Here is a 13448-nt window from a genome sequence, read left to right on the forward strand (position 1 = left end):
CGGGGAAATTTTGAATTCAGAGAGAAATGATGACGCAGCAGAATCCGCCCGCGGCGACAGCCGGTACTGACCTTAGCCAGACCTTTATCCGCTTTGCGCTCGACGCGGGCGTGCTGTCGTTCGGCGAGTTCGTCACCAAGGCCGGCCGCAAGTCGCCTTACTTCTTCAATGCCGGCCTGTTCAACCAGGGCGGCATGCTGGGCCAGGTGGCGCAATTCTATGCGAAAACCCTGCTGGCCTCGGGCGTGCAATTCGACGTGCTGTTCGGGCCGGCGTACAAGGGCATCACCCTGGCGTCGGCGACGGCGGTGGCGCTGGCCGGCATGGGACGTGATGTCGGCTTCGCCTACAACCGCAAGGAAGCCAAGGACCACGGCGAAGGCGGCACGCTGGTGGGGGCCAAGCTGCAGGGCAAGGTGGTGATCGTAGACGACGTGATCTCCGCCGGCACCTCGGTGCGCGAATCGGTCAACCTGATCCGCGCCGCCGGTGCCGAGCCGGCCGCGGTGCTGATCGCGCTGGACCGCATGGAAAAGAGCGGCACCGCCGAGCAGGTCGGCACCCATTCGGCGGTGCAGGACGTGCAGCGCGAATTCGGCATCCCGGTGATCGCCATCGCCAGCCTGAAGGACCTGCTGGCCTATCTCGACGCCTCGCAGGATCCGGCGCTGGGCGCCTCGCGCGAGGCCGTGGCGGCCTATCGTCAGCGTTACGGCGTCTGAAACCGTTGAAGGAACCGGGCGCTGGCAGCCAGCGCCCGGGGCGTGGCCGGTAGGCACACGGCTGACTTTCGGACTGGGAGGGAGCGCGGCGTGGCGGCAAAGGAGCGGCAGGAACGGGCAGTGCGGCAGGCGGCAACGCCATCCCCAACGGCGGAGTCTGCCGGCAACGGCGATTCGCTGGCCGAGCGCGGCGCCCAGGTGCGGCCGCGCAAGCCGGTGCGCAAGGCGGCCAAGGCCCCGGACCGGCCGGCGCACGAGGCCTATGCCGTGCGCGCGCTGGTGCTGCAGGGCGGCGGCGCGCTGGGTGCCTACCAGGCCGGCGTGTACCAGGGCCTGGCCGACGGAGGCATCTTTCCCAACTGGGTCGCCGGCATTTCGATCGGTGCCTTGAACGCGGCCATCATCGCCGGCAATCCGCCGCAGCGCCGGGTCGAGCAGCTGCGGGCGTTCTGGGAGCACATCTGCGCGCAGCCGTGGCTGCCCAGCCTGTCGTACACCTGGTTTGCCGATGAAGCGGCAAGCTGGCCCGAGCCCATGCGGATCTGGTTCGACGGCCTGCACGCGGCGCGCGCCATGCTGGAGGGCCAGCGCGGCTTCTTCCAGCCGCGCAGCTGGGCGGCGCTGATGTCGCGCTACTCGGACCCGACCCATGCCAGCTTCTACGACACCAAGCCGCTGAAGGCCACGCTGGAGCGCTTTGCCGACTTCGACCTGATCAACCATCGCCCCGACCTGATGCGGGTCTCGGTGGGCGCGGTCAATGTGCGCACCGGCAACTTCGCCTACTTCGACAATACCCGCGACAAGCTCTGCGCCGAGCATTTCATGGCCTCGGGCGCGCTGCCGCCGGGGTTCCCGGCGGTGGAGATCGATGGCGAATACTACTGGGACGGCGGGCTGGTCTCGAACACGCCGCTGGCCGAGGTGCTGACGGCGCAGCCGCGGCGCGACGCGCTGATCTTCCAGGTGGACCTGTGGAGCGCGCGCGGCAAGCTGCCGCATGACCTGATCGACGTGGCCGAGCGCCAGAAGGACATCCAATATTCCAGCCGCACCCGGGCCATCACCGACTATATGCGCGAGCAGCAGAACCTGCGCCGCATGCTCAACGAGGTGATGGCGCTGGTGCCGCAGTCAAAGCGCGACAACGACTGGTACCGCCGTGCCGCGGAGCAGTCGTGCGATGCGCGCCGCAACGTGATCCAGCTGATCTACCGCGACAAGTCGTTCGAGAACCTGGCCAAGGACTACCAGTTCGGTCCGCTGACCATGCATGAGCACTGGACCAGCGGCTTGGAGGATATCCGCCAGACGCTGCGCCATCCGCAATGGCTGGCCATGCCCAGCCGCGAGCAGCCCTTCGTCACGCACGACGTGCATCGCGGCAACGGCGGCTGAGCACGCCGCGCGCGCCGGCTCAATCGACGTTGATCTTGGCCAGTTCCGGACGCGCCGGCGGATAAGCCGGCTTCAGGTCCTCGAAGACCTTGGTGATGATCTCGGCCACCATCAGGTTGCGGTGCGTCTTGGAATCGGCCGGCACCACGTACCAGGGGCAGTCGGGCGTGCTGGTCGCCATGATGGCCGCCTCGTAGGCATCCATGTAGGCCTTCCAGTGCTTGCGCTCGGCAAGGTCCTGGGTATCGAACTTCCAGTGCTTCTCCGGGTCCGCCAGCCGTGCCTCGAGCCGTGATTTCTGCTCGTCGCGCGAAATATGCAGGAAGCACTTGACGATGGTGGTGCCGGTCTCGGTCAGCATCGCCTCGAATTCGCGGATCTGGCGGTAGCGCCGTTCGCATTCGGCGGCGTCGATCCAGTCGTGCACGCGCGTGATCAGCACGTCTTCGTAGTGGCTGCGATTGAACACCACGATCTCGCCCGACTTCGGCACCTGCAGGTGGATGCGCCACAGGAAATCGCGCGCCAGCTCCTCGGGCGATGGCGCCTTGAAGCCCACCACGCGGATGCCCAGCGGATCGAAGCTGCGGAACACGCCGCGCACGGTGCCGTCCTTGCCGCTGGTATCCATGCCCTGGAGCACCACCAGCAGCTTGCGGCGGTGCTCGGCATAGAAGATGTCCTGCTGCGCGTCGAGGGCGTTGCTCAACTCGATGATGCGGGCCAGGTCTTCCTCTTTCTTGCCGCATGACAGCGGCTTGCTGCCCGGGTCGAAGTCGGCAAGGCGGAATCGCTTGCCCGAGGTGATGCGGAAATCGTCCAGCGGCATGGGCGCTCCATTCGCGATGATCTGCGGGATCAGGGAATCGGGCGCCCCGGGGACTGCGCTGCAGGGGAGGGAAAAAGGGGCGCGCAGCCCCTATGGTCAGGCCGGCAGGGCCGCCAGGTCAATGCTGCCTTCGAACACAGTGGTGGCCGGGCCGGTCATGCGCACGGGTTCGGCGTCGCCGTCCCAGGCAATGGTCAGCTCGCCGCCATGGGTGTGGACCCGCACCGGTGAATCCAGCAGGCCGCGCCGGATGCCGGCCACCACCGCCGCGCAGGCGCCGGTGCCGCAGGCCAAGGTTTCGCCGGCACCGCGCTCGAACACGCGCAGGCGGATGGCGTGGCGGTCCTCGACCTGCATGAAGCCGGCATTGACGCGGTTGGGGAAGGCCGGATGGTGCTCGATCACCGGGCCGTCCTGCAGCACCGGGAAGTTCTCGACATCGTCCACCAACTGCACCGCGTGCGGGTTGCCCATCGACACCGCCGAGATCCATTCGGTGCGGCCGTTGACCTCGAGGCCGTACAGCGTGTCGACGCCCTCGGCACGCGTCGGCAGGCCCGAGGCGAGGAACGGCACGCGCGCCGGTTCCAGCTCGGGCGCGCCCATGTCGACCGTGACCTGGCCATCGTCCTGCAGCGTCAGCGTGATCACGCCGTTCATGACCTCGACGCGCACCGAACGCTTGTCGGTCATGCCCTGCTCGGTGACAAAGCGCACGAAGCAGCGCGCGCCATTGCCGCAGTGCTCGACCTCGCTGCCATCGGCATTGACGATGCGGTAGCGGAAATCGACGTCCGGGCGCGTCGGCTTCTCGACGATCAGGATCTGGTCCGCGCCCACGCCGAAATGCCGGCTGGCCAGCGCGCGCCACTGGGCCGGGGTCAGGTCGATCTGCTGGTGGATGCCATCGAGCACGACAAAGTCGTTGCCCGCGCCATGCATCTTGGTGAACTTGAGTTTCATGGTGGGGATTGTAGCGGCGCGGCGCCGGACGTGCCGGCGCGCTCAGTAGCGCTCAGTAAATCTCGGGCTCGCCCGGCAGGCGGTGCTTGAAGCGCTTGTGGACCCAATAGTACTCAGGCACGCGCGGGCGGATGCAGTCCTCGAAGAAGGCATTCATGCGACGCGTGTCGTCGGTCACGCTGGCGCCCGGGTAGTGCTCCCACGCCGGCAGCACGCGCAGCACATAGCCCTGGTAGTCGGGCAGCATCTCGGTGTAGATCGGCACCACCCTGGCGCCGGTCAGGCGCGCCAGCCGCGAGACCGAGGTCAGCGTCAGCGCCTGCACGCCGAAGAACGGCACGAATTCCGAGTCGCGCTCGCCGAAGTCCATGTCGGCGATCAGCTGCAGCGCCTCGCCCTTCTTCAGGCAGCGCAGGATGTCGCGCGCGCTGTCGTTGCGCGAGATCATGTTGGCGCCGAAGCGCCCGCGTGCCTGCTTGAGGAAGCCGTCGAACAGCGCGTTCTTCTGCTTCGTGTAGAGCGATGCGCCGGAGCGGCCGACATGCTCGCGCAGGTGGATGGTGAGCCGGATCGCGCCGGCTTCGACGCCCGCCAGGTGCAGCGTCACCAGGATGTGCGGCGTGCCGTCGAGTCCGACCAGCCCGGCCTGGTCGTCGATCTGCACCCAGCGGCGCATCTGCGCCTCGCTGCCGGTCCAGAAGATGCCGCGCTCGGCAAAGCTGCGGAACAGCAGGCGGAAGCTCTGGCGCGACAGCGCGTCGATCTCGGCCTCGGTGCGGTCCGGGAAGCACAGGCGCAGGTTGGCCTGCACCACCTTGCGCCGCTCGCTCGGAATCCGGTACAGCAGGCTGCCCAGCGCCTCGCCGAAGCGCGCGACGAAGGGGTAGGGCAGTTTGCCCAGCACGGTCAGCAGGCCGATGCCGAGCCACGTGAACACACGGCTCATGAAATCGATCGATCCGTCGCCGGCTCGGAATCCGTGCCCTCGGTAGCCCGCGTGTCCGGGGTGCCGGGAGTGCCCGCTCCGGCGGGTTGCTTGTAGCGGTTGTAGCCCCACAGGTATTGCGTCGGGCACAGGCGCACCAGTTCCTCGATGGTGCGGTTGATGACCGCGGCGGCGTCGGCCGGATCGGCCGGCAGCATGCCGCCGTCCTCGATCACGCGCAGATGGCCGCGGTAGCCGGCGCCGCGCGGCAGCCGCTCGGCGAAGATCGCCACCACCGGCGCGCCGGTCAGCTGCTGCAGCCGGTGCACCAGCGCCATCGTATAAGCGGGCTTGCCGAAGAACGGCGCCCAGTTGCCTTCGCCGCCGCTGGGCACCTGATCGGGCAGGATGCCCACCGCCTGGCCGCGCTTGAGCGCCTTCACCAGCATGCGCACGCCGCGCGGCGTGGCCGGCGCCATGTGCATGTTGGGTCGGGTGCGCATCTTCTCGATCCAGTCGCGCAGCCACGGCTGGTGCGGCGGCTTGAACAGCGCGGTCACCGGGCGGTGCAGGGCGTGGGATTGCGGCAGCACCTCGAAGCAGCCCAGGTGCGGGGTCAGGATGATGATGCCCTTGCCGCGCGCCTGCAGGTTGGCCAGTTCGGGCCACAGGTGGTCGTCGAAGCCGTACAGCTTCGCGCCGATCCTGCGGCGGCTCCAGAAGTAGGGCATCTCGATGATCATGCGCCCGGCCGAGCGGGCGGCCTCGTCGATCATCGCCTCGGTGGCGTCGGGGAAGGCGAGCCTGAAGTTTTCCCGCAGGCGCTGGCCATAGCGGCCCGGCAGACGGGCGATCAGCAGGCCCAGCGCGCCGCCGGCGGCCTGCAGCAGCCGCAGCGGAAAACGGGAGATCAGCCAGAATAAAAAAGTCATCAGGCGTGGAAGAAGGGTCCAGGCAAGTCCGCCGCCGGGTCTGTGCCGGGATAGACGGGCAGGCAGGCGTTGGTCCGGCATGCCGGCAAGGTGTCGTACCGCACGCCTGTGGCGCTGCAACGACGCCTGCAGGCGCGTATAATAGCGTGTATCGCCGAGTTAACTGACAACTTGCGGGGCGATGCGGCTCTAACCGGGCTGCCTGAAATACCGCTAAAGCGTCGCCGCCATGAACCGAACAGGCTGGCACGCAATAGCCAACCTGGAGAATAAGTTCGTGGCAAACGACTTCCTTTTTACTTCGGAATCCGTCTCCGAAGGCCATCCCGACAAGGTCGCCGACCAGATTTCCGACGCCGTCCTGGACGCCATCCTGGCGCAGGACAAGTATGCGCGTGTGGCAGCTGAGACGCTTTGCAACACCGGTCTGGTGGTGCTCGCCGGGGAAATCACCACGACCGCCAACGTCGACTATATCCAGATCGCGCGCGACACCATCAAGCGCATCGGGTACGACAACACCGATTACGGCATCGACTACAAGGGCTGCGCCGTGCTGGTGGCCTATGACAAGCAGTCGCCGGATATCGCCCAGGGCGTCGACCGTGCCTCGGACGACTACCTGAACCAGGGCGCCGGCGACCAGGGCCTGATGTTCGGCTACGCCTGCGACGAAACCCCGGAACTGATGCCGTTCCCGATCTACTACGCGCACCGCCTGGTCGAGCGCCAGTCGCTGCTGCGCCGCGACGGCCGCCTGCCCTGGCTGCGCCCGGACGCCAAGTCGCAGGTCACGGTGCGCTATGTCGACGGCAAGCCGCACAGCGTGGACACCGTGGTGCTGTCGACCCAGCATTCGCCCGACATCACCCAGGCGCAGATCCGCGAGGCCGTGATCGAGGAGATCATCAAGCCGGTGCTGCCGGCCGAGATGCTCAAGGAAACCAAGTACCTGGTGAACCCGACCGGGCGCTTCGTGATCGGCGGGCCGCAGGGCGACTGCGGCCTGACCGGGCGCAAGATCATCGTCGACACCTACGGCGGCGCCTCGCCGCACGGCGGCGGCGCGTTCTCGGGCAAGGACCCGTCCAAGGTCGACCGCTCGGCCGCCTACGCCGCGCGCTACGTGGCCAAGAACGTGGTGGCCGCGGGCCTGGCGCGGCAGTGCCAGGTGCAGGTCAGCTACGCCATCGGCGTGGCGCGGCCGATCAACGTGACGGTCTATACCGAAGGCACCGGCAAGATCCCGGACGCCAAGATCGCGGAACTGGTGCAGGAGCATTTCGACCTGCGCCCGAAGGGCATCGTGCAGATGCTGGACCTGCTGCGTCCGATCTACGAGAAGACCGCGGCCTATGGCCACTTCGGCCGCGAAGAGCCGGAGTTCTCGTGGGAAGCCACCGACAAGGCGGCTGCGCTGCGCGCCGCGGCGGGCCTGTAAGCGCCGCCGCCCGCGTCAGTCGTCCTGACGGCAAGCCCCGCCGGTCCGCAAGGGCCCGCGGGGTTTTTTAACGCGGGTTTGATCCTGGACCAGTTGCCGCGTGACGCCGGCGCCACGGCCGGCGCTCGGAGTAAAATTCCGGCACGCCATGCCGCCGCCGCGGCGGCCACCCCCAAACACTGGTAACCGTTCCCAGAGGATGCCATGTCCGAAGCGCCTGTCCTTGCCCCGTCGTCCCTCGCCCGGCCTCCTGCCGCCGGCCAGCTCGACCTGATCCGTCCGCAGCCCTATACGGAGTGGGCGCCCGAGGTCAGCGCCGAAGCGCGCGCCACGCTGCGCCGCGAGCTGGAGCAAGGCGCGGTACTCTACTTCCCCAACCTGAAGTTCCAATTCCAGCCGGGCGAAGAGCGCTTCCTCGACGCCCGCTATTCCGACGGCAAGTCCAAGAACATCAATCTGCGCGCCGGCGACACCGCGGTGCGCGGCGCGCAGGGCACCGAGCAGGACCTGGCCGACCTCTACGCGCTGATCCGCCGCTACGCCGACAGCAGCGAGTCGCTGATCCGCACGCTGTTCCCGGAATACATTCCCCACATGACGCGCGCCGGCACCTCGCTGCGGCCCAGCGAGATCGCCGGGCGCCCGGTCAGCTGGCGCAAGGACGACACCCGCCTGCACGTCGATTCGTTCCCGTCCAACCCGATGCTGGGCAAGCGCCTGTTGCGCGTGTTCCACAATATCGACCCGGCCGCGCCGCGCGTGTGGCGCGTGGGCGAGCCGTTCGGCGACTTTGCGCAGAAGTTTGTGCCCAGGACGCACGGCATGTGGCCGGGGCAGGCGGCGCTGATGAAGCTGCTGCATATCACCAAGCGCCGCCGCTCCGAATACGACCACCGCATGCTGCAGCTGCATGACCTGGCCAAGGCCGACCTGGACTACCAGGCCAACGTGCCCCAGCAGGAATTCCACTTCCCGCCGGGTGCGACCTGGATCGTCTTCAGCGACCAGCTGCTGCACGCCGCCATGCGCGGGCGCGCGATGATGGAGCAGACCATCTACCTGGCGCCGCAGGCGATTTCGGACCACACCCATTCGCCGGAGGCGGTGCTGTCGCGCATGCTTGGACGGCCGATGCTGGTGTCGTGAGGCGCGGCCTGCGGGCCCGCACCTAACGCAGCAGCAGGCGCAGCATGGTGTCGAAGGTCTTGCCGTAAGGCGGCTTGAGCAGGCCGGCGCCGTTCAGGCTGGCCTGGTGGAACACCGGCTTCACCTTCGAGAAGGTGTCGAAGCCCGCCTGCCCGTGATACGCGCCCATGCCGCTGGCGCCGACGCCGCCGAACGGCAGGCCGTCCTGGGCGATATGGAACAGGGTGTCGTTCACGGTAACGCCGCCGGCGACGGTCTGCTTCATCACATGGCCGATGGCGCCGCGGTCGCGCTCGAACAGGTATAGCGCCAGCGGGCGCGGACGCGCGTTGATATAGTCCACCGCCTCGTCGAGGGTGCGGTAGGTGACCACCGGCAGCACCGGCCCGAAGATCTCCTCGCGCAGGGCGGTCACGCCCTCGGGCACGTCCAGCAGCAGCACCGGCGGCAAGCGCCGCGCCTGCGCATCCGGCTGCGCGTCGGACAGCGGCACCATGGTTGCGCCCTGGGCCGCGGCCTCGTCGACCAGCCCTGCCAGCCGCGCGAAATGCCGCGGGCTGATGATGCTGGTGTAGTCGGGATTGCGCGCCAGGTCGGGATAGAGCCGGCCGACGCAGCGGCGCGCCGCCTCCACTAGTGGCCCGCGCAGGTCTTCCGGCACCAGCACGTAATCCGGCGCGATGCAGGTCTGCCCCGCGTTCATCAGCTTGCCCACCAGGATGCGCTCCACGGCGCGCTCCAGGTCGGCGCCGGCGCCGATGATGGCGGGGGACTTGCCACCCAGCTCCAGCGTCACCGGCGTCAGGTTCGCGGCCGCCGCGCGCATCACATGGTGGCCCACCGCGGTCGAGCCCGTGAACAGCAGATGGTCGAACGGCAGCGCGGTGAAGGCGCTGGCCACTTCGGCATCGCCGTTGATCACCACGATCTCGTCCGGTGCGAAGTGCTGCGGCACCAGTTGCGCCAACAGCGCCGCGAAACGCGGCGTGTATTCCGACAGCTTGACCATGGCGCGGTTGCCTGCCGCCAGTGCGCCGGCGAGCGGGCCTGCGGTCAGGTACAGCGGATAGTTCCAGGGCACCACGATGCCCACCACGCCGAGCGGCTGCGGCACCAGGCGTGAGCGTCCGGGACGGAACCAGAACCCGGTGGGCGCGCGCCGCACGCGCATCCAGCGCTTGCCGTGGCGCAGGGCATCGTCGATGCCGGCCAGGCTGGGGAAAACCTCCAGCAGCGCGGTTTCCTGGCGGGGACGATTGGTGAAGTCGGCGTGGATTGCCGCGGCAATTTCGGCCTGGTTTTCGGTCACCAGGCGCCGCAGGCGCTGCAGGCGATCGGCGCGCACGGTCCAGGCGGGCAGCTGGTCGCGCCGCGAGGCGGCATGCATCGCGCCGAAGACGGACGACAGGTCGGGAATTTCTCGCACGGCTGCGCTCCTGGATTTGCGCACATTGGCGCACCATCGCGCAAGATAAGGCAGCGCGCCGGCCAAGACAATGGAAGCCTGCTACCAGAATGCCGATTCAAACGCCCGTCCGTCGCGCCCGTGCCTTTGGTTGCCGCAGCCCCGCTCCGGCCTTGAGCCAGCGCAGCCAGCGCCTACACTGAATCTCACGGCTTGCCATCCGCTGGACGGACAGGGCGCGCGCGCCGGCGCAGCCCGGCTCATGCATGCGCGCCGCCTGCGGACTCGCGGGGAGACAGATGGAAACCACCTATGACTACGTCATCGTCGGCGCGGGCTCGGCGGGCTGTGCGCTGGCGGGGCGCCTGGCCGACAGCGGCGACGACACCATCGCGCTGGTCGAGGCCGGGCACCACGACCACCATGTGCTGGTGCGCACACCCGCGGGCCTGGCGGCGCTGCTGCCGCGCGCGGGGGCGCGCAACTACGGCTTCCACACCGTGCCGCAGCCGGGCCTGAACGGCCGCCGCGGCTACCAGCCGCGCGGGCGCGGGCTGGGCGGCTGCTCGTCGGTCAACGCCATGATCTACACGCGCGGCCGGCCCGCGGACTACGATGCCTGGGCCGACGCCGGCTGCGATGGCTGGTCCTGGGACGATGTGCTGCCATACTTCCGCCGCGCCGAATGCAACGAGCGCCTGGCGGGCAGCGACGACGATCCGCTGCACGGCGGCAACGGCCCGCTGCATGTCAGCGACCTGCGCACGCCCAACCCGTTCGCCGAGCGCTTTATCGAGGCCGCGCAGCAGGCCGGCTATCCGCGCAACGACGATTTCAATGGCGAAGAGCAGGAGGGCATCGGCTGGTACCAGGTCACGCAGCACGCGGGCGAACGCTGGAATGCCGCGCGTGCGTACCTGCATGGCGGCAACCCGCGCGACCGCGCCTGCAACGGCGGCCGCGCGCGGCTGCGCGTGCTGACCGACACGCAGGCCCTGCGCATCGTGTTCGAAGGCCGCCACGCCGCCGGGGTGCTGGTACAGCGTGACGGCCGCCAGCAGCTGCTGCGCGCGCGTCGCGACGTGATCGTGTGCGCGGGCACGTTCGGCTCGCCGCAGCTGCTGATGGTCTCGGGGGTCGGGCCCGCCGCGCACCTGCGCGAGCACGGCATCGGCGTGGTCCATGACCTGCCCGGCGTGGGCGCCAACCTGCAAGACCATCTGGACGTGGTGCTGCACAAGCGCACCGCGGTGCCCGAGCTGTTCGGCGTGTCGTTCGGTGGCATCGCCAGGCTACTGTCCGAAATGCTGCGCTACCGGCGCGAGCGCGCCGGCATGATGTCGAGCAACTTCGCCGAGGCCGGCGGCTTCGTACGCAGCCACCCGGCGCTGCCCGAGCCCGACCTGCAGCTGCATTTCGTGGTCGGCCTGGCCGACGACCATATGCGCAAGCTGAATCTCGGCCATGGCTATTCCTGCCATGTCTGCCTGCTGCGCCCGCGCAGCCGCGGCGAGGTTCGCCTGGCCTCGGCCGATATCCGGCGCGCGCCGCTGATCGATCCGAACTACCTCGGCGACGCGCGCGACCTCGACGACCTGGTGGCAGGCGTGCGCATCGTGCGCAGCATCCTGGCGCAGCCGCAGCTGGCCTGCTTCGGCGGGCGCGAGCTCTATACGGCCGGACTGCGCGCCGATGGCAGCGACGATGCCGCCGTGCGCGAGCTGATCCGCGAGCGTGCCGACACCATCTACCACCCGGTCGGCACCTGCCGCATGGGCATGGATGCGATGGCGGTGGTCGACCCGCAACTGCGCGTGCGCGGCGTCGAAGGGCTGCGCGTGGTCGATGCCTCGGTGATGCCCACGCTGATCGGCGGCAACACCAATGCGCCCGCGATCATGATCGGCGAGCGCGCGCACGACCTGATCCGCTATGCGCCGCGGGTGATGCTGCGGGTGCTGGAGTCGATGGAGGCCTAGCCCTCGAAGCCGCGCGACGCCACCCGCCCGAGCGCGCCGGCATCCGCATCCAGCGTGCCGAACACGCGCCCGTGCTGGCGTCCGAGCCGGCTGGCGACGAACAGCTCCGCGTGCGCGGGATCGGCATGCGCCAGCATCAGCGCCGCCTGCGCGGTCAGCACCAGGCCCTGGGCGAAGCGGCGCGCATTGGCTTCGAGCTGGTCGGGGTTCTCGCGCAGCATCGCCTGCAGCGAGGCCAGTTCGGCGCGCACCGCGGGGTGGCCGCCGGCGCGGCGCGACAGGTCCTGCAGCAGCCGCGCGCCATCGTCCGGATTGCGCTGGAGCGCGCGCAGTAGGTCGAGGCACATGATGTTGCCCGAGCCTTCCCAGATCGAATTGACCGGCGCCTCGCGGTACAGCCGCGCCATCGGCCCCTCTTCGACATAGCCGTTGCCGCCCCAGACTTCCATCGCTTCGCCGGTGGCTTCGAGCGTGCGCTTGCACACCCAGAACTTGGCCGCGGGCGTGACCACGCGTTTCCATGCAGTGGCGAGCGGGTCGGGGTTGTCGCCCTCGGCCTGCGCGAAGGCCTGGCCCAGCTCCATCATCAGCAGCGTGGCGGCTTCGGATTCCAGCGCCAGGTCCGCCAGCACGTTGCGCATCAGCGGCTGGTCGCACAGCAGGCGGCCGAAGGCGCTGCGGTGGCGCGTGTGGTGCAGCGCCTGCACGTAGGCCGCGCGCAGGATCGCGGCGCTGCCGATCACGCAGTCCAGGCGCGTGCTGGTCGCCATCTCGATGATGGTCGGGATGCCACGGCCTTCCTCGCCGATCAGGATGCCGGTGGCGTCGCGGAACTCGACTTCGCTGCTGGCGTTGGAGCGGTTGCCGAGCTTGTCCTTGAGCCGCTGGATCTGCACCGCGTTGCGGCTGCCATCGTCGCGAAAGCGCGGCACGAAGAAGCACGACAGCGGACCGTCTTCTGCCCCCATGCGCGCGACCACCAGGTGCGCGTCGCACATCGGCGCGGAGAAGAACCACTTGTGCCCGGTCAGCGCGTATTCGGCGCCACGGCCTTCGCCACGCACGGCGCGCGCCACGGTGGTGTTGGCGCGCACGTCGGAGCCGCCTTGCTTCTCGGTCATGCCCATGCCGATCATGATCGCGGTCTTGTCGCGCCAGGGCAGGTCGCGCGCATCATGTTCGCTCGCATACAGGCGCGGCTCCAGCTCGGCGAACAGTGCGGCTTCCTTGCGCAGCACCGGAATGCTGGCAAAGGTCATGGTGGGCGGGCACAGCGAGCCCGATTCCACCTGAGCCTGCAGGAAGTACCCCGCGGTGCGCGCAGCCCAGGCGCCGGCGCGCGGTTGCGCGAACGGCAAGGCCTGCAGCTGCTGGCCGCGCAGCAGCCCCAGCAGCGCGTGCCAGCCCGGATGGAACTCGACCGTATCAATGCGCTCGCCGGTGCGGCTGTGCGTATGCAGCTCGGGCGCATGGCGGTTGGCGTCCGCGGCCCATTGCTGCACTTCCGGCTCGCCCAGGCGCGCGCCGAACTGCCGCAGCGCGTCGGCATGCCAGCCGCCGCCCAGGCGCTCCAGCGCTGCCCGCAGCAGGGGATCGCTGTCGAACAAGTTGTAGTGCGCGAGATCCGGCACCTGGTTGAAGACGCGATGGGTGGAAGCGTCGGTCATGATGTCTCCTCGAGCTGGGCTTGCCGTTTGCTTGCATGGTA

11 protein-coding genes are annotated in these 13448 nt (G+C 68.9%); 5 read left to right on the forward strand and 6 right to left on the reverse strand.

The annotated features are described in order from the left end of the window. The first annotated feature begins 26 nt into the window (after window positions 1-26). Both pyrE and CBM2588_RS02235 read left to right on the forward strand, forming a co-directional pair. The gene (pyrE, locus tag CBM2588_RS02230; RefSeq protein ID WP_172582592.1) at window positions 27-722 is read left to right on the forward strand and encodes an orotate phosphoribosyltransferase; all 696 of its coding nucleotides are present in this window, start codon (window positions 27-29) and stop codon (window positions 720-722) included. A gap of 90 nt (window positions 723-812) precedes the next feature. Beyond that, complete coding sequence (locus CBM2588_RS02235) at window positions 813-2120, forward strand: patatin-like phospholipase family protein (protein ID WP_115679172.1); 1308 nt, start codon at window positions 813-815, stop codon at window positions 2118-2120. Between the two features lie 19 nt (window positions 2121-2139). On the opposite strand, the gene CBM2588_RS02240 is transcribed toward CBM2588_RS02235, so the two are convergent. The 4 genes from CBM2588_RS02240 to CBM2588_RS02255 form a co-directional block, all read right to left on the reverse strand. Beyond that, on the reverse strand, window positions 2140-2949 hold the full coding sequence (locus tag CBM2588_RS02240; RefSeq protein WP_115679173.1) for a polyphosphate kinase 2 family protein: 810 nt from the start codon (window positions 2947-2949) through the stop codon (window positions 2140-2142). Between the two features lie 96 nt (window positions 2950-3045). Next, window positions 3046-3912, reverse strand: coding sequence for a diaminopimelate epimerase (gene dapF, locus CBM2588_RS02245; RefSeq protein ID WP_115679174.1), 867 nt, complete (start codon window positions 3910-3912; stop codon window positions 3046-3048). A 52-nt stretch (window positions 3913-3964) separates the two neighbouring features. Further along, entirely contained in the window at window positions 3965-4858 is an 894-nt protein-coding gene (locus CBM2588_RS02250; protein WP_115679175.1) for a lipid A biosynthesis lauroyl acyltransferase, read from the reverse strand. Next, window positions 4855-5769 (reverse strand): lysophospholipid acyltransferase family protein, encoded by a 915-nt coding sequence (locus CBM2588_RS02255; protein ID WP_115679176.1) that lies wholly within the window; start codon window positions 5767-5769, stop codon window positions 4855-4857. The genes CBM2588_RS02250 and CBM2588_RS02255 overlap by 4 nt, the downstream gene beginning before the upstream one ends. Window positions 5770-6046: 277 nt before the next feature. Here CBM2588_RS02255 and metK point away from each other — a divergent pair, with 277 nt between their 5' ends. Both metK and CBM2588_RS02265 read left to right on the forward strand, forming a co-directional pair. Continuing rightward, on the forward strand, window positions 6047-7210 hold the full coding sequence (metK, locus tag CBM2588_RS02260) for a methionine adenosyltransferase (protein WP_115679177.1): 1164 nt from the start codon (window positions 6047-6049) through the stop codon (window positions 7208-7210). Between the two features lie 204 nt (window positions 7211-7414). After that, entirely contained in the window at window positions 7415-8356 is a 942-nt protein-coding gene (locus CBM2588_RS02265; RefSeq protein WP_115679178.1) for a Kdo hydroxylase family protein, read from the forward strand. A 22-nt stretch (window positions 8357-8378) separates the two neighbouring features. On the opposite strand, the gene CBM2588_RS02270 is transcribed toward CBM2588_RS02265, so the two are convergent. Further along, entirely contained in the window at window positions 8379-9743 is a 1365-nt protein-coding gene (locus tag CBM2588_RS02270; RefSeq protein ID WP_439897438.1) for a coniferyl aldehyde dehydrogenase, read from the reverse strand. A 317-nt stretch (window positions 9744-10060) separates the two neighbouring features. Between CBM2588_RS02270 and CBM2588_RS02275 the strand changes: the two genes are divergently transcribed. Beyond that, window positions 10061-11740, forward strand: coding sequence for a GMC family oxidoreductase (locus CBM2588_RS02275; protein WP_115679180.1), 1680 nt, complete (start codon window positions 10061-10063; stop codon window positions 11738-11740). Here the strand turns inward: CBM2588_RS02275 and CBM2588_RS02280 are convergent. Further along, window positions 11737-13407, reverse strand: coding sequence for an acyl-CoA dehydrogenase family protein (locus CBM2588_RS02280; RefSeq protein WP_115679181.1), 1671 nt, complete (start codon window positions 13405-13407; stop codon window positions 11737-11739). The genes CBM2588_RS02275 and CBM2588_RS02280 overlap by 4 nt on opposite strands. Between the last annotated feature and the right edge of the window lie 41 nt (window positions 13408-13448).

The sequence above is a fragment of the Cupriavidus taiwanensis genome (assembly GCF_900250075.1).
In the GTDB taxonomy this organism is placed as follows: Bacteria; Pseudomonadota; Gammaproteobacteria; order Burkholderiales; family Burkholderiaceae; genus Cupriavidus; species Cupriavidus taiwanensis_C.